The 21,692-nt window shown below is 47.0% G+C and carries 17 protein-coding genes and 1 riboswitch; of the genes, 8 read left to right on the forward strand and 9 right to left on the reverse strand.

Annotated features, from left to right (window positions below; all coding sequences use genetic code 11):
* The first annotated feature begins 15 nt into the window (after positions 1–15).
* The 5 genes from ubiG to yfaE all read left to right on the forward strand — a co-directional run bounded on the left by ubiG (position 16) and on the right by yfaE (position 5,578).
* Positions 16–783, forward strand: a complete 768-nt coding sequence (ubiG, locus tag CBP31_RS01890) for a bifunctional 2-polyprenyl-6-hydroxyphenol methylase/3-demethylubiquinol 3-O-methyltransferase UbiG (RefSeq protein ID WP_087034618.1) — start codon at positions 16–18, stop codon at positions 781–783.
* Positions 784–788: 5 nt separating this feature from the next.
* The gene (locus CBP31_RS01895; protein WP_087034619.1) at positions 789–1,466 is read left to right on the forward strand and encodes an HAD family hydrolase; all 678 of its coding nucleotides are present in this window, start codon (positions 789–791) and stop codon (positions 1,464–1,466) included.
* A 373-nt stretch (positions 1,467–1,839) separates the two neighbouring features.
* Positions 1,840–4,113, forward strand: coding sequence for a class 1a ribonucleoside-diphosphate reductase subunit alpha (nrdA, locus tag CBP31_RS01900; protein ID WP_087034620.1), 2,274 nt, complete (start codon positions 1,840–1,842; stop codon positions 4,111–4,113).
* A 48-nt stretch (positions 4,114–4,161) separates the two neighbouring features.
* Positions 4,162–5,295 carry a class Ia ribonucleoside-diphosphate reductase subunit beta gene (gene nrdB, locus CBP31_RS01905; RefSeq protein ID WP_087034621.1) on the forward strand — a complete coding sequence of 378 codons (1,134 nt, stop codon included), beginning with the start codon at positions 4,162–4,164 and terminating at the stop codon, positions 5,293–5,295.
* 10 nt (positions 5,296–5,305) lie between these two features.
* On the forward strand, positions 5,306–5,578 hold the full coding sequence (gene yfaE, locus CBP31_RS01910) for a class I ribonucleotide reductase maintenance protein YfaE (RefSeq protein WP_087034622.1): 273 nt from the start codon (positions 5,306–5,308) through the stop codon (positions 5,576–5,578).
* Positions 5,579–5,798: 220 nt separating this feature from the next.
* Here yfaE and CBP31_RS01915 read toward each other — a convergent pair whose 3' ends face one another.
* From CBP31_RS01915 to CBP31_RS01925, 3 genes are all read right to left on the reverse strand, one after another.
* A complete protein-coding gene (locus CBP31_RS01915; protein ID WP_087034623.1) occupies positions 5,799–6,188 on the reverse strand; it encodes a DUF4112 domain-containing protein in 390 nt (129 codons plus the stop codon).
* Positions 6,189–6,195: 7 nt separating this feature from the next.
* On the reverse strand, positions 6,196–6,354 hold the full coding sequence (locus CBP31_RS01920) for a YqaE/Pmp3 family membrane protein (RefSeq protein WP_087034624.1): 159 nt from the start codon (positions 6,352–6,354) through the stop codon (positions 6,196–6,198).
* Between the two features lie 173 nt (positions 6,355–6,527).
* Positions 6,528–6,809 carry a DUF1496 domain-containing protein gene (locus CBP31_RS01925; RefSeq protein ID WP_227875102.1) on the reverse strand — a complete coding sequence of 94 codons (282 nt, stop codon included), beginning with the start codon at positions 6,807–6,809 and terminating at the stop codon, positions 6,528–6,530.
* A gap of 72 nt (positions 6,810–6,881) precedes the next feature.
* Between CBP31_RS01925 and CBP31_RS01930 the strand changes: the two genes are divergently transcribed.
* Positions 6,882–9,275 (forward strand): fatty acid cis/trans isomerase, encoded by a 2,394-nt coding sequence (locus CBP31_RS01930; RefSeq protein ID WP_087034625.1) that lies wholly within the window; start codon positions 6,882–6,884, stop codon positions 9,273–9,275.
* Between the two features lie 92 nt (positions 9,276–9,367).
* Here CBP31_RS01930 and CBP31_RS01935 read toward each other — a convergent pair whose 3' ends face one another.
* Both CBP31_RS01935 and CBP31_RS01940 read right to left on the reverse strand, forming a co-directional pair.
* The gene (locus tag CBP31_RS01935) at positions 9,368–9,820 is read right to left on the reverse strand and encodes a DUF302 domain-containing protein (protein ID WP_087034626.1); all 453 of its coding nucleotides are present in this window, start codon (positions 9,818–9,820) and stop codon (positions 9,368–9,370) included.
* Positions 9,821–10,011: 191 nt separating this feature from the next.
* A complete protein-coding gene (locus CBP31_RS01940; protein ID WP_227875103.1) occupies positions 10,012–11,268 on the reverse strand; it encodes a D-amino acid dehydrogenase in 1,257 nt (418 codons plus the stop codon).
* Positions 11,269–11,460: 192 nt separating this feature from the next.
* A riboswitch (glycine riboswitch) is annotated at positions 11,461–11,568 on the reverse strand.
* 694 nt (positions 11,569–12,262) lie between these two features.
* On the opposite strand from CBP31_RS01940, the gene CBP31_RS01945 reads away from it, so the two are divergent.
* Positions 12,263–13,111, forward strand: a complete 849-nt coding sequence (locus tag CBP31_RS01945) for an alpha/beta hydrolase (protein WP_227875104.1) — start codon at positions 12,263–12,265, stop codon at positions 13,109–13,111.
* A gap of 656 nt (positions 13,112–13,767) precedes the next feature.
* Here the strand turns inward: CBP31_RS01945 and CBP31_RS01955 are convergent.
* From CBP31_RS01955 to guaB, 4 genes are all read right to left on the reverse strand, one after another.
* Positions 13,768–14,403 carry a hypothetical protein gene (locus tag CBP31_RS01955; protein ID WP_087034628.1) on the reverse strand — a complete coding sequence of 212 codons (636 nt, stop codon included), beginning with the start codon at positions 14,401–14,403 and terminating at the stop codon, positions 13,768–13,770.
* 9 nt (positions 14,404–14,412) lie between these two features.
* A complete protein-coding gene (locus CBP31_RS01960) occupies positions 14,413–16,038 on the reverse strand; it encodes an AAA family ATPase (RefSeq protein ID WP_161492498.1) in 1,626 nt (541 codons plus the stop codon).
* 844 nt (positions 16,039–16,882) lie between these two features.
* Complete coding sequence (guaA, locus tag CBP31_RS01965; RefSeq protein ID WP_087034630.1) at positions 16,883–18,457, reverse strand: glutamine-hydrolyzing GMP synthase; 1,575 nt, start codon at positions 18,455–18,457, stop codon at positions 16,883–16,885.
* A gap of 104 nt (positions 18,458–18,561) precedes the next feature.
* Positions 18,562–20,025: an IMP dehydrogenase gene (gene guaB, locus CBP31_RS01970; RefSeq protein WP_087038577.1), complete on the reverse strand. Its 1,464-nt coding sequence runs from the start codon at positions 20,023–20,025 to the stop codon at positions 18,562–18,564.
* Positions 20,026–20,183: 158 nt separating this feature from the next.
* Between guaB and xseA the strand changes: the two genes are divergently transcribed.
* A complete protein-coding gene (xseA, locus tag CBP31_RS01975) occupies positions 20,184–21,539 on the forward strand; it encodes an exodeoxyribonuclease VII large subunit (protein WP_087034631.1) in 1,356 nt (451 codons plus the stop codon).
* Positions 21,540–21,692: the final 153 nt, after the last annotated feature.

Genomic DNA, 21,692 nt, shown 5'->3' on the forward strand with positions numbered 1-21,692 from the left:
ATAGAGGCGCCGTCCATGAATGTAGATCAACAAGAAATTGAAAAATTTGATGCCATGGCTTCCCGCTGGTGGGACTTAGACGGCGACTTTAAACCGCTACACCAACTTAACCCACTGCGCTTAAGCTGGATTGCCGATAACGCCGGTGGTTTATTTGGCAAGCAGGTTATCGATATCGGCTGCGGTGGCGGCATTTTAAGTGAAAGCATGGCCCGCGATGGCGCCGACGTGACGGGTGTGGACATGGGTAAAGAGCCGTTAGCCGTGGCGCGCTTACATGCTTTAGAAACGGGCGTGAGCGTCAATTACCGTCAAGGCACCGCCGAACAATTAGCCGTTGAGCTGCCTGAGCAGTTTGACGTGGTCACCTGCATGGAGATGTTAGAGCATGTGCCCTCGCCTGCTTCTGTGGTGCAGGCTTGTGCGGATTTAGCCAAACCCGGTGCCACCTTGGTGTTCTCCACCATTAATCGCAACCCTAAAGCTTGGTTAATGATGATCGCCGCCGCCGAGCATATTTTTAAGATGGTGCCCAAAGGCACCCACGATCATAAGAAGTTTATTACCCCTGCCGAGCTGTGCCGCTATATAGAAGCCGCCGGTTTAATCGTTAAAGACATTTCCGGCGTGGTTTATCGCCCACTCAGTGGCGACTTTAAGTTAAGTCGTGATGCCGACGTCAACTATATGGTGCATGCGGTTAAGCCCCTGACCACGGATGCGGTATTGAACACGCTGCGCTTAGAGAATAAAGCCGCTGACGTTCTAACAGATAAAGGGTGAATAACATGAACATTAAAGGGGTACTGTTTGATTTAGACGGCACCTTGCTCGACACTGCCGGCGACATGGGAGCGGCGGCCAACCATGTGATCGCCAGCCTCGGCTTGCCGATCTTGTCAGATGACGTATTGCAATGCACCACCTCAGACGGCTCTTATGCGCTGCTGCGCGCCGGTATTGATGAGGCTTTAATCGAGCAACACGGCATTGAAGAGCTGCGCGGCCAAATGCTGGCCTTTTATGGTCAAAACTTGTGCCACCACACCCGCCCTTATGAAGGCGTGCCCGAATTATTGGCATGGCTTAATCAGTACGATATTCCGTGGGGTATCGTCACCAATAAGCCCTCGGCGCTCACTCTGCCTTTATTAGCCGAGTTACCGCTGTTTGAACATTGTCGCGTTACCGTTAGCTCAGATACGCTGGCCTTTAAGAAACCCCATCCGGCGCCCTTGCTGTTTGCCGCCGAGCGATTAGTGATGGCACCCGAGCAGTGCGTCTATATAGGCGACCATAAACGCGACATTGAAGCCGGACGCGCCGCGGGCATGACCACCATCGCCGCTATTTGGGGTTATATCTCGGCCGGTGAAGACCCCAATAACTGGCAAGCGGACCATCAAACTCCTACGGTGTTAAGCTTGTTTAATTGGCTAAAAGATGCCGTAGATGTGAAGCGCTGAAAGAAGCAACAAATTCCTAAAAAGCGGTTTTTGCAAGCCAATTATTTTTAAAAATCTTTAGCGCCGTGCATAAAAACGCCAGCCAATCGCTAACGCCAGACTAATCAAGGGATAGGCGTTAGCGACCACAAACCCACACGCCGCTAAACACAGATTATCCACAGGCGAGGGCTTTTCTCACGGCTTGAGAAATCCTACGTAACACTCTATATTGTGCCTATCACCAACCCCTACAACTAGATGTTGTGCTTTCATGCCCAATCAAACACATTATATAGTGTCTCTATATAGTGTTTTCGATTTTATTCGCATGTCTGGCTTAAGTGGCTTACACCACTGGCACAACGCTCTAAAAACGGAGAATCTCTAACTCATGAATAAAAGTCTGCTGGTCACCAAGCGTTCAGGCGCCAAAGAACCTATCGATTTGGATAAGATCCATCGCGTCCTCGATTGGGCAGCAGAAGGCTTGGATAACGTCTCCGTTTCTCAAGTAGAGCTGCGCTCACACATTCAGTTTTATGACGGCATTCGTACCGAAGACATTCATGAGACTATCATCAAGGCCGCTGCCGACTTGATCTCGGAAGAAACGCCTGACTACCAGTATTTGGCCGCCCGCCTTGCGGTGTTCCATTTGCGTAAAAAAGCCTATGGCCGTTTTACGCCGCCGCATTTGTATGATCATGTGACGCGCCTGACCGAATCCGGTAAATACGACCAACATATTTTGGCCGATTACAGCCGTGACGAATTTAACGCCTTAAATGATTACATCGAGCACGACCGCGACCTGACTTTCTCTTATGCAGCAGTAAAGCAGTTAGAAGGCAAATATCTCGTCCAGAACCGCATTAATGGCGACATTTACGAAAGCCCACAGTTCTTATATATGCTGGTGGCCGCCTGCTTATTCTCTAAGTACCCAAAAGAGACGCGTCTGGATTATGTGACCCGTTTTTACGATGCCGCTTCTCAATTTAAAGTGTCGTTACCTACGCCCATTATGGCCGGCGTGCGCACCCCGACCCGTCAATTCAGCTCTTGCGTACTGATTGAATGTGGTGACAGCCTTGATTCTATTAACGCCACTTCTAGTGCCATTGTGCGTTATGTGTCCCAGCGTGCCGGCATTGGCATCAACGCCGGTCGTATTCGTGCGCTTGGTAGCCCAATTCGTGGTGGCGAAGCCTTCCACACTGGCTGTATTCCGTTTTATAAGCACTTTCAGACCGCCGTTAAGTGTTGCTCTCAGGGCGGCGTGCGTGGCGGTGCGGCCACCTTGTTCTACCCCATGTGGCACTTAGAAGTTGAGTCACTGCTGGTATTGAAAAATAACCGTGGCGTGGAAGAAAACCGCGTACGTCACATGGACTACGGCGTGCAAATTAACCGCCTGATGTACCATCGTTTGATCAAAGGCGGCGACATTACCTTGTTCTCGCCTTCAGATGTGCCAGGCCTTTACGACGCCTTCTTTGAAGATCAGCCCAAGTTTGAAGCGCTGTACGAGCAGTACGAGCAAGACGCCAGTATTCGCAAGCGCACCGTCAAGGCCGTGGATTTGTTCTCACTGATGATGCAAGAGCGTGCTGGCACCGGTCGTATCTACATTCAGCACGTGGATCACTGCAACACCCACAGCCCGTTTGACCCGAGCGTCGCGCCAATTCGCCAAAGCAATCTCTGTTTAGAGATAGCTCTTCCGACTAAGCCGTTGACCGACGTAAACGACGCCGAAGGCGAAATTGCCCTTTGTACGCTGTCGGCCTTTAACTTGGGCGCCATTAACGACTTAAGCGAGCTGGAAGAGCTGGCAGACTTAGCAGTACGTGCACTGGACGCCCTGCTCGACTATCAAGATTACCCGTTATTGGCCGCGCAAAATGGCTCCATGAATCGCCGTACGCTGGGTATAGGTGTGATCAACTATGCCTACTACTTGGCCAAAAATGGCGTTAAGTATTCCGATGGTAGCGCGCTGGGCTTAACCCACCGCACCTTTGAAGCCATTCAGTATTACCTGCTGAAAGCATCGGTGAAGCTGGCGGAAGAATTTGGCCCTTGCCCGTCTTTTAATGAGACCACTTATTCTCAGGGTATCTTGCCAATAGACACCTATAAGAAAGACTTAGACGCGCTTTGCCAAGAGCCGCTGCATTTAGATTGGGAAGGCTTGCGCGAAGAAATTAAAACCAAGGGTTTGCGCAACAGTACTCTGACCGCCTTAATGCCGTCAGAAACCTCAAGCCAGATCTCCAATGCCACTAACGGCATTGAGCCACCGCGCGGCTTGGTATCGGTGAAAGCTTCAAAAGACGGCATCCTAAAGCAAGTGGTACCTGAGTACGCCGAGCTGAAAGACCAGTATGAATTGTTATGGCAGATGCCTTCTAATGACGGTTACTTACATTTAGTGGGCGTGATGCAGAAGTTTGTCGATCAGGCGATTTCTGCTAACACCAGCTACGACCCGACCCGTTTTGAAGGGGGCCGTGTGCCGATGAAGCAGCTGTTAAAAGACTTGCTCACCGCGTATAAGTTCGGCTTAAAGACGCTGTATTACCATAATACGCGCGATGGTGCGGCCGACGCCCAAAATGATATGCAAGAAGACGATTGTGCCGGTGGCGCTTGTAAAATTTAATGGGTGAGGCGAGGTTAATCCTCGCCTTCCTTTGTGTGGAAGAACGACATGTCTTATACAACGTTTAGTCAGTTACAAAACGATCATATGTTAGAGCCGATGTTTCTCGGAAATTCCGTGAACGTGGCTCGGTATGACCAACAAAAGTACGATATTTTTGAAAAGCTCATCGAAAAGCAGCTTTCTTTCTTCTGGCGCCCAGAAGAAGTTGACGTGTCGCAAGACCGTATCGACTATCAGGCACTGCCGGATCATGAAAAGCATATTTTCATCAGCAACCTGAAATACCAAACTCTGCTCGACTCTATTCAAGGCCGCAGCCCTAACGTGGCGTTGCTGCCGATTGTGTCTTTGCCTGAGCTTGAGACCTGGATTGAAACCTGGACCTTCTCTGAGACCATTCACTCGCGCTCTTACACGCATATTATTCGTAATATCGTAAACGATCCGGGCATCGTATTTGACGACATAGTGGCCAACGAAGAAATTCTCAGACGTGCCGCCGACATTGCCGGTTACTATGACGATTTGATCCGCTACACCAGCCTCTATCATTTATTTGGTGAAGGTAAGCAAGAGCACAGAGGCAAGCTGGTTGATATCAACCGCTATGAGCTGAAAAAGAAGCTCTACTTGTGCTTGATGAGCGTCAACATCTTGGAAGCGATTCGCTTTTACGTCAGCTTTGCTTGTTCGTTTGCCTTTGCCGAGCGCGAGCTGATGGAAGGTAACGCCAAAATCATTAAATTGATTGCCCGTGACGAAGCGCTGCACTTAACGGGCACTCAGCACATGATCAATATTTTGCGCAGTGGTGAGGACGATCCAGAAATGGCGCAAATCGCCCAAGAGTGTGAGCAGCAATGTTTTGAGCTGTTCCGCGACGCGGCCATTCAAGAAAAAGAGTGGGCGGAATACCTGTTTAAAGACGGCTCTATGATTGGCCTGAACAAAGATATTCTGTGTCAGTATGTGGAATACATCACTAACCTGCGCATGACAGCCGTTGGCCTAACGCCGGCGTTCCCCAATGCCAAGCAAAACCCGATTCCGTGGATCAATGCCTGGTTATCTTCTGATAACGTGCAGGTAGCGCCGCAAGAAGTCGAGATCAGCTCTTACTTGATCGGCCAAATTGACTCGCAAATGAACCATGACGACTTAGGCGATTTTGAGCTATGAGTGTTGAGCTGTGAGTAGAGTCACGACCCAAGCATTAAGTTTTGAGTTGCGAGCAGGTGAAAGCCTGCTCGCCGGCTTAGAGCGCACCGGCCACGCGGTAGAATACCAATGCCGTGGCGGCTATTGCGGATCCTGTCGTACTACAATTATCAGTGGCGAAGTCAGCTATCAAAGCACCCCGCTGGCCTTTATCGCCGCCGGTGAAGTCTTGCCCTGCTGCGCTCGCCCTGAAGGTGAAGTAGTGTTAGATATCGATGCCGAAGCAATCAAAAAACAAGCGTGATTAACACTCGATTTAAAGACTAAAAATTCCTTCGCAACGGAATCCACTGAACCCGCAGAAGAATAGAGATCAAATCTGAAAAGAACTATTTTTATTAAGATCTTACAAAAATATTCGATAATCACTTTTCGCCCTTATCTCATATTAATTTTTCCGTGTATTCCGTGGATTCCGTTGCAAAATCAGTTTTAGGTTTAGTTTATCTCGCTTTCTTTACCCTTCACGCATTCTTGCCTAAATACTCATTCAGTAACCGCACATTGCGCAGGTTGGCTTTAAAGGCAAAGTCGAATATATCCCCGAATATCGGCACTATGCCGACCACCAGTTCAATCAATACATTTAAGCTCATGCGCGCCAGCACCCGAAACGGCACCTTGAGCCGTGCGGCTTCCACCACTATATAAGACGATAAACCCGCCCCGATTAAATCACCAATGCCAGGAATTAAGCCGATAATGCCGTCTAATCCCACTCTAAACCCACCCGGTAAGCGGATAGAGCTGTCGAGCATCCATGCTAAGCGTGCCAGTCGCTGACTGGCCGCCGCTTGACCGTTGTTTATTGCATTTGAGCTTGCTGCATTGGAATTTGCGGATTTAGTCTTCATTAGCGACTCACTTTTTAGCAATCACCCACACTGCGTGCACTATGCCGGGGATGTAGCCCAGCAGTGTCAGGATAATATTAATCCAAAAGTGCTTACCCAAGCCCACTTGTAAAAACACGCCGAGCGGCGGCAATAAAATGGCAATAATAATCCGTATCACATCCATAACAGGCTCCTATTGCGATTCATTAGTATCCGTAGCATTACCCTATATCACTGTCTGTTTAACTATCTGTTCAACTGTCTATTTAACCTTTTTAACTATCCGTCTCACTATCAGCATCAACTATGTGAGTAATATTAGTCAAGATCCTTCATCATACACATCCACTTGGGCTTTTAAGGTATGGTCAGCTTCTGCTCTGTCTGTACACTCAGCGGGAACGGCTGCCAGCTTAACTGGCCATTTTGCTCAAAGGATTTTTCTCGTTCACAGATAAACGGCTGCTTGGCCATTTCGATGATAGCGCCCTTAGAGTAGCGCTGGTCCGCATAAAAACAGGCAGGCGCTAAGTCTGAATTTACATTCAGCTCCAAGGCAGGTGGAGTGTGGATAATATGTGGTGCGGCGAACACAGCCGTTGAACCCAGCAGTAAAAAACCAATGGTCAGTCTCATCATGGTCTTGCTCCTCTTTACCTTAAGCGAGTTCCATGTTACCACCCTATTAGCAACATAAGATAAGGTATAATAATGAACACTCTTTCACGGCGATTAGCGCTGCTTGCATGGCTCATGTTGAGTATTTTTATCGCGCCGCTCGCGTGGTCTAATACGCTCGCCGCTTTGCCTAATACGCTTACCGCCTTACCCAGCACGGTGGATTATGAGCAAGATATTAAGCCTATTTTTGAGCAAAAATGCATTGCCTGCCATGCCTGCTACGATGCGCCCTGCCAGCTAAAGCTCACCAGTAATGAAGGCTTAGTGCGCGGTGCCAGTAAGCTGCCGGTTTACGACGGTGCACGTACCAACGATGCCAAGCCCAGCCGACTGCATTTTGATGCTCATGGCGAGTCCGCATGGCGCACCCGCGGCTTTTTTAGCGTACTCGATGAGCCCGATGCTCAAACCTCACTGATGTTACGCATGCTGGCTTTGGGCCAAAGCACCCCTTGGAGCGCCAATCAACGTCTACCCGAAGACCTAAACATCTCTCCTACCCGTAGCAACCAATGCAGTCAAGCGGACGAGTTTGATGTCTTTGCAAGCAAGCACCCTCAAGCGGGCATGCCCTTTGCGGTCACGGGGTTAACGCCCCCCGAATATCAATTGGTACAAGACTGGCTAAGCCAAGGTGCCAAAGTACCCGAACAAAGCATTCAACTGTCGCCTGCTTTAGAGTGGGCACAAATCCGCTGGGAAACCTGGCTAAACCGCGATGCACCCCGCCATCAATTGGTGGCACGCTATTTGTATGAACACTTGTTTTTAGCCCATCTGTATTTCAGTGATCTATCAACACCGGATCAAGACACTTTTTTTGAAGTTGTGCGCTCACGCACCCCTACCGGCCAACCCATTGAAGTGATCGCCACCGAACGGCCCACCGATTCACCGGGCGATAAATTTTATTATCGACTGCGCCCGCGTATCGAAAGTCGTATCCATAAAACGCACATCACCTATGCGCTAAATAGCGATAAGATGCACCACCTAGAACAGCTGTTTTTTACTGACGATTGGACCATCAATAAGCTGCCCGATTATCGAGTGGATTACGCGGCCAACCCCTTTTTCACTTACGCGGCGATTCCACCCAAGGCTCGTTATCAGTTTATGCTCGATGACGCGGAATACTTTGTGCGCTCGTTTATTCGCGGCCCCGTGTGCCGCGGCCAAATTGCCACCGATGTGATCCGCGATCAGTTTTGGGTTAGCTTTCAAGCGCCTAAACATGACTTATTTATTACCCAGCCTAACCATCAAACCCATGTGCGCGACTGGCTCACCCTGCCCGGACTCAATTCAGACTTACTCAGCCTAGGCCCAGATTGGATTTCTTACAGCAGCGACAGAAACAGCTACTTAACCTATCGTCAAAAAGCCTATGCCAAGCAGTATCCACAAGGGCCAGATCTGGAGCACTTATGGGATGGCGACGGCCATAATAGCCAAGCGCTGCTCACGGTATTTCGCCATCACGACAGCGCCAGTGTGATCAAAGGCTGGCAAGGCGATACCCCAAGCACCATGTGGGTGATGGACTATCCGCTGCTTGAGCGTACCTACTATGCATTAGTGGCTAACTTTAATGTCTATGGCAGCGTGTCACACCAAGCCAAAACGCGGCTCTACTTTGACCTGATCCGCAACGGTGCTGAAGCCAACTTATTACGCTTTTTACCCCCAGAACAACGTAATACCTTGTTACACCGTTGGTATGATAACAGTGGTCGCATTAAGCTCTTTACCAGCTATGCAGACGTAGATGAAACCACGCCGAGCCGCATTCAAACCGATGCCAAGCGCACCTTAGTCGACTTTAGCCAACAAGTGCTGAGTACACTGGCACCAGTGGCAGGCCCGCAAGATATGCTCAATCGCTGCCAGCAAGCAGACTGCAACGCCGCCATCGGCGAGCAACTGCCATTAATGCCGCAGCTAGAGCAGCAACAAGCACGCATTGATGATCAGCTCAGACGCTTAACGGGTTTTACTGGGCGACTATTGCCGGTGATTAAGTGGTTACCGGAAGTCACCTTGCTACGCATTGAAGGTGAAAACCCTAAAGAGCGTCAGGTGTATAGCTTGATCCACAATCGTGACCACAGCAACGTAGCTTTTTTGTTGGGTGAAGACTTACGCCTGCGCCCAGACAACGACACCTTAAGCGTGTTACCGGGTATTATCAGCAGCTACCCGAACTTCATCTTCAACGTAAAGCAGGAGCAATTGGCAGACTTCATTAGCGCCCTGACCTCCATGCAAGATGCCAAGGAGCTTCATGCTGTGGCCGACCAATACGGCATTCGTCGCACCCATCCTGATTTTTGGTTCTACTTTCATGATATGCACAGCTACATGCAAGAAACCAATCCCATAGAAGCAGGTGTGCTGGATATGAACCGCTATGAAAACTTGTAACCTTAAATAAGCGCCGAACGCCTAGCTGCGCGCAAACACAGCTCGCTATGCATAGCACCAAAACACCGAGTCTAACGCTCGGTGTTTTTTTATTACTTGGTTGCCACACCATGACTAATCCCCGCCAAGGCCTTGGCTACGGTCGCTACCTCTTGCTCACAGCCTTTCATATCGTGCCTTTTTACCAAGTAGTTAGGATCGTTATAGGATAACCACACCTTGCTATTAGCGTCTTGCCACACCAACATTTTTTGCGGTAAGTCGAGGGCAATACTTTGCTGGCACTGCATTAACGGGCTGCCCACTTTAGGGTTACCGAAGATAATTAGCTCTGTGGCCCTTAACTTGATATCAACCGTCTCTGCCCCCTCTGCATGATTAATGCGGTTAAACACCGTCATGCCTTTTTCTTTTAAGGTTGCGTCTAGCCGATCTGCGGTTTCTGTCACCGTAAAGGCACTTTCAACGTTAATCATGCCCTCCGCAGCCAGTGATGAACTTGCCACACCCAGCGTGAACAAAACGGTAAAAATAGTCGTTTTCATCGGTAACTCCTTGATTCAAGAAATAGCGGTTGGGTAAGCCAGCAGTGTTGAGTCTAGGCGATCAAGCAGTAACGCTTCACCATTAATTACATGACTCCCCCACATTCTTTAGCTCAAAAAAATGCCAGTCAGCTAAGCTGACTGGCATTATCTTTAGAGATTATTTTTCAAGTATTAGCGAGGGTACTGCCTTAACTCACCACTACCGTGGAAGCGCTGCTGGGGCTTTCATCACGCACAGCAGCCATTACGCCTGCTATCATATCTGCAGTAGCGCCACTTAATGTCCAACCTAAGTGGCCGTGACCGGTGTTGTAAAACACTTGTGGGTGAGCGCCTCGGCCAACTTTGGGCATCATATTTGGCATCATTGGTCGCAAGCCCGCCCACGCCACTGCACTTTCGGTAGACACATCAGGGAAGTGTCGATTACACCACTTCACCAGTGGTTCTATACGGTCATGGCGAATATCGCGATTATTACCGTTGAACTCAGCGGTGCCGGCGATACGGAAACGATCTGGCCCCAAGCGACTGGTCACAATTTTCGTCTCATCATCCAGTAAAGAAATGAGCGGTGCGCTATCTTGGCTTATCTGGTCACGTAAATTAACCGTAATGGAGTAGCCTTTTACTGGGTAGATATTAACGCGGTCGCCCAGCTTTTTCGCCAATTCACGACTGCCCACACCCGCACACACTACCACTGCATCAAAATGCGTTGAGTTACCTTTATCGTCCGTCACACGCACACCTTTGCCTTCGATGCTCACATCTGTAAGCTCGGATTCCATGCAAAATGTAACGCCGGCTTTACGAATCGCTTCAGCCAGACCAAAGGTAAAGCTATGGATATCACCGGTACTATCACTCGGCGTCCAAAAGCCACCCACAAAGTCACCGTGTAGGCGCGGCTCTTTCATTTTGATCTCGCTGGGTGTGAGTGCTTCGCGCTCTAATCCACCCTGCTTCAACAGCTTGGTGACTTCACAGGCGTGTTTAAAATCTTTTTGGTTGCTATAGAAATGCATAATACCGCAATCAGAGCGGTCAAACTCCACGCCCCACTTTTGGCCTAATTCCGTCAAATGGCGGCGCGCTTCAATAGCAAGGCGGGTAGTTTCAATAGTATTACGTTCGTAATCGGGGATATGACGCATAAATTCGAGCATCCAGCTCAACTTATGCCAGCTTGGTTTTGGATTAACCAATAACGGCGCATCCTTTTGCAGCATCCATTTCATGCCTTTTAATACCGTAGCCCAGGTATTCCAAACCTCAGCATTAGAGGCAGAAAGCTGACCACCATTGGCGAAACTGGTTTCCATGGCCGCATAACGCTGACGGTCGAACACAGTTACTTCAAAACCCTGTTCAATTAACTTAGCGGCGGTGGTAATACCGGTAATGCCGGCGCCTAAAACAGCTACCTTTTTCATCTCTGACATAAGTGTGCACTCTTAGTTTGCAGGCATTGCGCAGGTTACCACGCACCTAAATTACGCATATAAAGCGCAAAATATTTTGCCTGACATCCCCATCCGTATTGGAGCCTGAGAGATTCACCATCGTTATCCCCAGATAACACGGCTTGCTCCTTCGGCGAGTCTATAAGTGCACAGACTACTCTTCGGATTTTTCTACAGCCACCGGTCCTTTTGCCTGAGAGTTTACGGGGTCGTTGCTCCTTCGGCGGCACAGAGTGTGTCTTACAACACTCACTCAGCGCTCTCTCCCGGCTGGCTTGAATAGCTCACACTTTAATTACAAACAGGCAACACTTCAACCAAATCCTGCTAGTTGTGAGCGGCAAAGCACATAGTTGTGTTGCTGGTCGCCTTTTGTGCTGCAAAAGAGGTAGTAGGATTATCTACGCCAACGCGCTTAACCCGCATCCTTGCGGCGCTCGGCAAATGCCGTCCTTGGCATTTGACGGTTAGCTACGATAATTCCTACTACCTCTCTCAGTATTTAGGCGCATTATTTTAGGCTAATCGAACACCTAAGGAACATTCGCAACAAGTGACAACAGTGATTGGCATGCGCAGTGACAAGTAGCAGGGGTAATAACCGCTGCTCAAATGGCTTATTTAACCTTAGAAAACGCCCTTCTTACCGTGTGACGCACGCAATGATAAAAGGCGTATCTGACAAACTGATTTGAGTAAAACGTAGTGTCAGCATCAGTACCTCCTCAAAAAATCCAAACGCGAACTCTTCGAGTTCGGCTTCCAAACAAAAACGCAGCAGCTAGTATGGGTGTCCTGTTAGTTGCACCGTTGCTATCTAGGTCTTGAGCAGAGCAAACTAACCTAGGCGTCTTGTTGATGACATTTGTTATTTTTTTGTTAAAGTAGAAGACTTGTTAGGGTACGATACCAATTAAATAATTTATTTTGAATAATCCATACAACAAACGGAGAGTAAAAAATTAAGTATAAATTGGCGATTGCAGCCACTTTGTCAACAATATTGCTTAGCACACATGCTTTTGCCAATAGTGAAATTATATCAGACGCTATGGACTCGGATGTTTTAAAAAAAGAAATAAGAATGAAAGTTTATTTACCAGAAGGATACGAAGATTCAGGAAAGTCCTATCCGGTTGTCTATATGCTGCATGGGGCTGAAAGTGATGAGACCTCATGGGTAGACCGCGGTGGTATTAAAGTGACAGCGGATGCACTGATACAGCGCGGCCAGCTAAGGTCTTCTATTATAGTCATGCCTACATTAGGTAAGAATTCATGGTATATCGACGGTAATAGTGACCGGGCTGAAGCTGCACTCATTAAGGATTTGATCCCTTACATAGAAGAAAAGTATAAGGCTTCATCAGAACGCAATGGTCGTTCTATTGCAGGGTTATCCATGGGTGGATATGGTGCACTCAATTTAAGCCTTTCTCATCCTGACCTTTTTTGCGCAGCAGGCATACTAAGTCCAGCTATTTATAACCCGCTCCCACCTGAAACATCTGCATCTAGAACAGCCCCCCAGTTTTTAAAAGATAATATCTTTGACGAGAAGATGTGGACAGAATCTCTTTATCCCGCTCGCTTAGAACATTATAAAGAAAGTGGTACCGTAGTTCCTATGTGGATTGAATCGGGCGATCACGATGCACTGGGTATTGTTGTAGCGGCGGCAGATCTTTACTGGGCATTGCATAAATATCAGCCTGAGAATATAGAGTACAGAGTCGTAGATGGGGATCATGATTGGATGGTTTTTCGTGATTCTTCAATACGTGCGCTACCATATATGAGTCAAAAGTGTGATGCTAAATAAGTACTGCTACTCACGAGGCACCCATATTAAAAATATCGTGACCGATAAACTTAGCTTAACGCAAGCTTAAGCCGTAGTCTTCCCACTGTTAATAAGGCGCCTATTGCGCCTTTTATTATTTAAGCTTTCTTCAATGCATGGCGGCTTATTCATGAGCAGATGATATCGCGCATTGATGAACCCTTCACAGTCTTAAAAATGGCTGGGTTTTCGATGGCACAGGCACTTTATAAAAAGGTACGAAATTAGGGATACTGACGGATTTTTCAGCGAATTATTTAAAGAATTACATGATAAACAGCACCAACTAACATGGGTGGCCTGTTAGTAGTTGCTCTCAGAAAGTCAAAATACGAACTATTTGAGTGTAGATATCAGGATAAAAACTAATCAACTAACATGGGTGGCCTGTTAGTCCTACTAGCTCATTCTATCTATGGCTCCTGTTACAATCCCATTATGTCTATTAACAAGCCAATGCTTGGCAGACTCTGAACAGTATATCCCATAGATAAACATAGAATACCAATTGTTATACGTTTGATGTTCTTCGTCCTTATCTTCTAGAATTTCCTGCAAATACTTATCAAGTTCACTCATTACAATTGGCTTATTATCTCTTGGGATACTGGAAATAAGTCCACGTGGATTTCTTCTCATTGATTGCCATTTAGCTTCCATCCAGGAAATAACCGTAGATTTTTTATTACTGTATCTATATGAAATAAAATTGTTTCTTCAGCTACATATTGACTATGTAAAGGAACAATATCAACACTTGGCTCATTAAAGTCTCCACTAAAACTCGCGCTGACTAATCGTGAACTTAAGCAATCATCGTAATAAGGGTGCAACACTCTCTGTCTATCATTAACACCTTTTACATTGTTACTTCTTTTTGAATTACAGTCACAAGCTGGAATCAAATTTTTAGAATAAATAATCCACTCCGGATAATCTGCTTGTGGAAGGAAGTGATCTAATGTTGCTGTTTTTAAACTACCACATAAAGGACATACATTCGGAGAACCCTTATCACGTAATTCTTTTATATACTTCAAATCAGAGTATGGCTTTATGTAATGCCGTTCAAGTCTATTTTTTAAATAATTTGAAATTTTCCAACCAGTACAAAACCAAGGGTTCCCATCATTATTAGCATAGTCAGAATATTGATTAGCCATCATTTCATATTCATTTTTAATAAATGGATAACTAGTTATTTTTTTATTGCACTTCATCTTACCAAGAATATCTAGATCATTAACTTGCGGGTGCGATAGTTTCTTCATTTCAATTACCTATAACTCTCTTTTTATTATTTGAAGCATTTCTGTAGGTAGTTCTGCACTGTAATTATCTTTAATGTAAGCATAAGATTTTTTTTGACTTCTAGCTTTATCTAAAAATTTATTAGAAAGCGAGTTTCCACTATCCTCATCAAAAACAAAGTAAGATATATCACCAACATTTGCTCCAAAGGTTTTTAGCCTCGGATTAACAATATAGATACTATCATTATCTTTCTTAAAGACATGAACTTGGTCTCTGGGGACTTCTCTGACGAAATATGAAGAATGTGTTGCAATTAAAGCATAAGACCCTGTTCTTTGAAGAATATTATCTAACAAAGTTACAAAGTCTGAAATTAAACTTGGATGAAGGTGTGTTTCTGGCTCATCAAGCAAAACAAAAGATCCGTTCTCAATGTATAAACATGCTAATAATGAAAATTTAAAAAAAGATAGTTGCCCGCTGCTCATTGGATAGAGTCCGAGCTTACCCTCTATTTTAGGTTCAATATTATCAGCGATTTCAGACCAAATTTTAAGACGTTTTTCTTCACTCCAGCCATATCTAAGATCTTTTAAAGGTACGAAATCGGAATCATTATTTAATGGAATCCTAATCCGATCTAGTGGTAATGCAATTTTAATAGCTTCAATGAAAATTTCCCAGCGATCCAGTTGACTAATAGATTCATCAAGCCTAGCTAATTGAACAATGCTCTTTCCTATTGTCCTGCTTGCCTTAGAGCGGCTATTCCTCGTCAGGAGAAGTCTCCGATAATTTAACTTAGGGTTTTTGATAGAATCACTTGGGTAAGTTGTGGTTGTTTCCCCTGGAGTACCAATAGCTAACAGTCTGTTAATCATTGGTCGCTTCGTCTCACTTGAAGGATCGATTAAATTATCAACATAATCTTTTTGTTGCAATGCCGCACGGGCAAAATGATTAAGAGCTTGGCTCTTACCCAGACCATTCTCTCCTATCAATATATTTATTCGCTTAGGTAGCAGTCCTCCAGACCCAAACCTTAGTTTCAATTCATGTTTGTTGTTGAACATATCTAACTTGAAACTTAAGTCAAGTTCACTTGAAATATAGTCTAACTCTTCAAACTTAAGACCTTTGATAATATCTGCTGCATTATAAAAAGCAAAAAAAGGTTCGGAGTTACGCATAAAAGATTTATGGAACACATCACTATTTAATGCTTCAATAAGCCAAGGGACTGATTTGTTATATTCATTTGTAAAAACAAGATCATTTAATGCACTGAGTATCCTTGATGCTTGAGCTACTCCTGCATTTCGAACAAGATTTCGATAGTCGCTAATACTTGGAAGCAAGCTGAAGAATGAGTGTTCTGGCAATTTCAGTTCGGATTTACGGTTAGCACTATTCAGCAGGTTCCCCAACCCAATGTAATCAGAAAAATCTTTCTGCTCCTCATTTTTTACAGACATAATAATCTCACCACTGAAGACTTGACTATTATCCAAGTGCAAAATAAACATCCCATGTGTCTTATGCTTGAAATCATTCCAGCTACTATTTTTCGAACAAACGTAAATGGTATTTATTTCACATTGATTTGTACTCTTTTTTTCGGAACAAAAAACAACTTCTAATGAATTATTCACAACTTTTCCATTTTTACACATGAAATTTCAATTAGTTCATCTTATGAAAGAAAGAACGAGCGAACCTGTTATATCACTTTAAAATAAAGAATCATATTACTCTAAAAATATATTGCAAATAAATTGAAGGATTTCGGTACAAATTAAAAAATTCAATATGTCGATATGTCGATATATACCATTAGGAATTATTAACATACCAAACCATAAAAATCATGTGTCATAGAGCGATATAAAATATCATTAATTTGGCTATAAAAATATAAAATTGTGCTTTTATTTATCAGATAGTATTATTTAAAAAGTCCTGAAATCATAGAGTTTTTTATAGATAAACACTTCTTCGTACCAGCTATTTTCTAAAAAATGATCACTCACACACTGCCAAATCGGATTCTATTACCTTGTTACTTACTGCTGCAAAGCATCACACGTATAAAAAAGAAACAGCAGGAATTGTCGGAGTCAACCGTGAAATGCCAGGGATGGCATTTGCCGAGCGTCGCAGGGATGCAGTTCAGCGCGTTGGCGGAGGCAATCCTGCTGGCTCTGTGCACCCAACCATGCCCGTCTAGAGACTAGCTATTCACTGTTCACAGCAATTGGCCTTATCAATAAATCGCCTCAATCTCTTACTCAAATTTCTGCGCTTATCGTAAACCCAGACATTAAAACCGAGATCCTGATGTGCATCAGGATGACGGCATAAAGATAAAGGCCGCTCTGTATTGGCTCATCGTCCTCACTCCTTTCGCCTCACTACTCACATTTTTTAAACAAAAAAAGGGCGCCTAAGCGCCCTTCTGGTTTGTGGTCAGCAATATGCCCTATTCAGGCAACTCGCTTATTCCCACTCAATGGTCGCCGGTGGCTTACCTGAAATATCGTAAACCACGCGTGAAATGCCATCTACTTCGTTGATGATGCGATTAGACACATGGCCTAAGAAGTCATAAGGCAGGTGTGCCCAATGTGCAGTCATAAAGTCGATGGTTTCAACGGCGCGCAAAGACACGACCCAGTCGTACTTACGGGCATCGCCCATCACGCCGACCGAGCGCACTGGCAAAAACACGGTGAAGGCCTGGCTAACCTTGTTATACAAGTCGTGCTTGTGCAGCTCTTCAATGAAGATGGCATCGGCACGACGTAACAGGTCACAGTATTCTTTCTTCACTTCGCCCAATACCCGCACACCTAGGCCAGGGCCTGGGAACGGATGGCGATACAGCATGTCGTATGGCAGGCCAAGTTCAAGGCCGATGCGACGCACTTCATCTTTGAACAGCTCTTTGAGCGGCTCAACCAAGCCCATCTTCATGTCGGCAGGTAAACCGCCCACGTTGTGGTGAGACTTGATCACGTGCGCCTTACCGCCGGCACCTGCAGACTCAATAATGTCTGGGTAGATGGTGCCTTGGGCCAGCCACTTCACGTCTTGAATTTTGCCCGCATATTCATCGAATACTTCGATAAACACGCGACCAATGATCTTACGCTTGGCTTCTGGCTCGGCTTCACCGGCAAGAGCAGACAAGAACCTGTCTTCTGCGGGTACGTGAATAATGTTGAGACCAAAATGGTCACCAAACATATCCATCACCTGCTCGGCTTCGTTTAAGCGCAATAAGCCGTTATCCACGAACACACAAGTCAACTGCGGGCCAATGGCACGGTGCAACAGCATGGCGGTAACAGATGAATCCACACCACCCGACAGACCTAAGATGACCTTGTCGCTACCTACTTGCTCGCGTAACCGGGCAACTGCATCGTCGATGATAGTGGACGGCGTCCATAACGCTTCGCAACCACAGATATCGTGAATGAACTGCTCCAGCATACGCGCGCCTTGGCGGGTATGGGTCACTTCTGGGTGAAACTGTACGCCGTAGAACTTGCGCTTTTCATCAGCCATGGCGGCGAATGGGCAGCTGCCCGTTTGCGCCACTTTCTCAAAGCCTTCAGGCAAGCTCACCACTTTATCGCCATGGCTCATCCACACATCGAGTAACGGCTGACCGTTCGCGTCGATGGCGTCTTCAATATTGGCAAACAAAGCACAGTCAGCAACGCGCTGTACTTGAGCATAACCAAACTCGCGTTCAGTTGAACCGGCAACAGAGCCGCCTAACTGTTCGGCCATGGTTTGCATGCCGTAGCAAATACCAAATACTGGCACGCCGGCGTCAAACACATATTGTGGTGCGCGTGGGCTGTTAGCTTCAGTAACGGACTCAGGCCCCCCAGACAAGATAATGCCATTTGGCTTAAAGTCGCGGATTTTGGCGTCGGTTACGTCCCATGGCCACAGCTCACAATACACACCCAACTCCCGAACGCGGCGGGCTATCAGTTGAGTATATTGCGAGCCGAAATCCAGGATCAAGATCCGGTTATCATGAATATTTTTGATCATCGTCTTCCTACTCGTTACTTTCTATTCATTACAAGGACCGCCTATGGGGGCAGACGGCAATAGAAAAACGGGGGAATTAGCCCCCCGTCTACTGCTTTTTTAGATTACCCCAACCGGTAGTTAGGGGCTTCTTTAGTGATGGTCACATCATGCACGTGCGATTCTTGAATGCCGGCGCCAGATATCTTAACAAATTCTGCTTTGGTGCGCAGACAATCTATAGTCGCACTGCCAGTTAATCCCATGGCACTGCGTAAGCCGCCCATTTGCTGATGGATAATCTCTTTCAACTTACCTTTATAAGGTACGCGGCCTTCGATACCTTCAGGGACCAGCTTATCGGCCGCATTGTCGGTCTGAAAATAGCGGTCGCTGGAGCCTTTGCTCATGGCGCCTAAGGATCCCATACCTCGGTACGACTTAAAAGAGCGACCTTGGAATAATTCAATTTCGCCCGGCGATTCTTCGGTACCTGCAAACATAGAGCCCATCATCACGCAGTGCGCGCCAGCAGCCAAGGCTTTGGCGATATCACCAGAAAAACGAATGCCGCCATCGGCAATCACGGGTATACCTAAGTCTTTAAGCGCGTCTACCGCGTTCGCAACTGCGGTAATTTGTGGCACACCGCAACCGGTCACAATACGAGTAGTACAAATAGAGCCCGGACCTATGCCGACTTTAACGGCACTGGCGCCGGCTTCGGCCAAAGCCAAAGCGCCGGCACCGGTGGCCACGTTGCCACCTACTATGGCTAAATCTGGGAAAGCACGGCGAGTTTCACGAATGCGCTCGAGTACGCCCTCGGAATGACCGTGAGAGGAGTCAATTAACAGCACGTCTAAGCCCGCGTCAACCAGCGCTTTAATGCGCTCTTCGTTGCCCGGTGCCGCGCCCACGGCGGCACCTACGCGCAAGCGACCTTGGTCATCTTTACAGGCGTTGGGTTTGCTTTCAGCTTTTTGGAAGTCTTTGGCACTGATCATGCCGGTCAATTTACCTTGCTCGCTCACCACCAGCACTTTTTCTATGCGGTGTTGTTGCATCAAAGATTCAACGAGGTCACGAGGGGCACCGGCTTTTACGGTGACTAAGCGGGATTTTTCGGTCATCACTTGGTCAACACGCTTGCTCATGTCTTGCACGAAGCGCATATCACGACCGGTAATAATACCGACCAGCTCGCCCGCAGTGGTAACAACGGGGTAACCAGCAAAGCCGTTGATCAGGGTTTGTTCACGCACATCACCTATGGTCATTTCTGGGCGCACGGTAACGGGGTCGGAAACCACACCACTTTCGAATTTCTTTACTTTGCGCACTTGGGCAGCTTGGGCTTCGATGGACATATTCTTATGAATAAAGCCAATACCACCTTCTTGAGCAAGCGCAATAGCGAGGTCGGCTTCGGTAATGGTATCCATGGCGGCAGAAACGATAGGAATGTTAAGCGTAATGTCTTTTGTAAGGCGAGTTTTGAGGTCAGCAGTGTTGGGCAGTACGGTAGAATGGGCAGGAACTAACAGCACATCATCGAAGGTTAAAGCATCTTGAATTATTCTTAGCATCGCAATATTCACCATATTTGGGGGGTAAAAATATTGCAGTAGAATTTTAGGCATGTTGGTCTTATCGGTAAAGCTATTTTTGTTATTTGGGCCAATAAAGTGCAAAATAGCCGTTAAAAGGGCTTACTTTCACCTGAAGATTCTCTTACGAGGCCATTTTGCAGCCAGATACGTCAAACAAGGTTTACACGGTTACTCACCTCAATCGCCATGCCCGTTTGTTGCTCGAAGGTGAGCTGGGCACTGTGACCATTAGTGGTGAAATTTCCAACCTCAGCATCCCCACTTCGGGTCATTGGTACTTTTCGCTGAAGGACAGTCAGTCACAATTACGTTGCGCCATGTTTAAAGGCAATAATCGCAGCGTGGCTTTTCGGCCGAAAAACGGCGATCAGGTGCTGATCTTCGGCAAAGTAACCTTATATGAGCCCAGAGGCGATTATCAGCTGGTGGCGCAAACCATGGCGCCCGCCGGTGAAGGCCTGCTTAAGCAACAATATGAAGCGCTCAAACAGCGCCTGTTGGAGGAAGGCTTGTTTTCAGACTCACTAAAACAGGCATTGCCCGCCCACCCTAGTCGAGTGGGCATTATTAGCTCACCCACCGGTGCCGCACTGCAGGATATTTTAAGTGTACTGGCCCGGCGCGCGCCGCATTTGCAGGTAATTATTTACCCAGCCCAAGTGCAAGGCGAGCCGGCAGCGATGCAGTTAGTGGCAGCGCTTGAAACGGCTAACCGACGCGCCGAGACCGACGTGCTTATTTTGGCGCGCGGTGGCGGCTCATTAGAAGACTTATGGTGTTTTAACGATGAGCGCCTAATACGTGCCATGGCCGCCTCTCATTTACCGATAGTCAGCGCCGTGGGTCATGAGGTGGATTTCACCTTAAGTGACTTGGTCGCAGATATGCGCGCCCCTACTCCTTCTGCTGCCGCCGAATTAATCAGCCGTGATGGCAATGCCCAACAAGCGCAATATCAGCAGTGGCAACAGCGTTTACAACAAGCCCAGCGCCGTTATCTGCTACAAAGTGGCCAACTGCTGTCCCGCTTAAGCGCGCGCTTACAGCTGCAGCATCCGCGCCAACAACTGCAACAACAAGCACAACAGCTGGATCAACTGCAGTCTCGATTACAACGCGCGTTTCGCCAACGTTTTAGTCAGGCTCAGCAGCGCTTAGGGCAAAGCAAGCTGCGCTTAAGCCACCAACATCCGGCTCAGCACTTACAAAGCCGCAAAGCGACCCTAGAAGCCTTACAGCAGCGCTTGCAAACTCAGATGAAAGCCCGCTTAGCCCGCGGCGAACATCAATTGGCACTGGCGGGATCACGCCTGAATGCCATTAGCCCCTTGGCTACCTTGGCGCGCGGCTACAGCATTACGCTTAAGGGAACTAATACACTAAATAGCCAAGTAATGACCGCCGCCAGCCAAGTGCAGGTGGGCGATAAACTGCGTACCCGTTTAGCGCAAGGTGAAGTAGTGAGCCGCGTAGAGCAAGTTACTGAATAATGGATAAATAACGTTAAACGCGTTACGCCGTACGTCTGTATTAGCCGTCATACTGGTACCGGGTCGTGGCCCAGTATGACAGCCCCAGTATCTCGTTTTTAGTACTAAGACCTAAAGCGAGATCCTGATTGTCATCAGGAAGACGGCTTAAGG

This window comes from Oceanisphaera profunda, assembly GCF_002157895.1.
GTDB lineage: Bacteria > Pseudomonadota > Gammaproteobacteria > Enterobacterales > Aeromonadaceae > Oceanimonas > Oceanimonas profunda.

Bases quoted from the DNA above. Each gene is read 5' to 3' on its own strand.
- CBP31_RS01955 (WP_087034628.1), bottom strand. From the start codon at position 14,403: ATGAAGAAACTATCGCACCCGCAAGTTAATGATCTAGATATTCTTGGT.
- nrdA (WP_087034620.1), top strand. From the start codon at position 1,840: ATGAATAAAAGTCTGCTGGTCACCAAGCGTTCAGGCGCCAAAGAACCT.
- CBP31_RS01920 (WP_087034624.1), bottom strand. From the start codon at position 6,354: ATGGATGTGATACGGATTATTATTGCCATTTTATTGCCGCCGCTCGGC.
- ubiG (WP_087034618.1), top strand. From the start codon at position 16: ATGAATGTAGATCAACAAGAAATTGAAAAATTTGATGCCATGGCTTCC.
- CBP31_RS01940 (WP_227875103.1), bottom strand. From the start codon at position 11,268: ATGTCAGAGATGAAAAAGGTAGCTGTTTTAGGCGCCGGCATTACCGGT.
- CBP31_RS01930 (WP_087034625.1), top strand. From the start codon at position 6,882: ATGAACACTCTTTCACGGCGATTAGCGCTGCTTGCATGGCTCATGTTG.
- guaA (WP_087034630.1), bottom strand. From the start codon at position 18,457: ATGATCAAAAATATTCATGATAACCGGATCTTGATCCTGGATTTCGGC.
- CBP31_RS01935 (WP_087034626.1), bottom strand. From the start codon at position 9,820: ATGAAAACGACTATTTTTACCGTTTTGTTCACGCTGGGTGTGGCAAGT.
- guaB (WP_087038577.1), bottom strand. From the start codon at position 20,025: ATGCTAAGAATAATTCAAGATGCTTTAACCTTCGATGATGTGCTGTTA.
- nrdB (WP_087034621.1), top strand. From the start codon at position 4,162: ATGTCTTATACAACGTTTAGTCAGTTACAAAACGATCATATGTTAGAG.
- CBP31_RS01915 (WP_087034623.1), bottom strand. From the start codon at position 6,188: ATGAAGACTAAATCCGCAAATTCCAATGCAGCAAGCTCAAATGCAATA.
- CBP31_RS01925 (WP_227875102.1), bottom strand. From the start codon at position 6,809: ATGATGAGACTGACCATTGGTTTTTTACTGCTGGGTTCAACGGCTGTG.
- CBP31_RS01895 (WP_087034619.1), top strand. From the start codon at position 789: ATGAACATTAAAGGGGTACTGTTTGATTTAGACGGCACCTTGCTCGAC.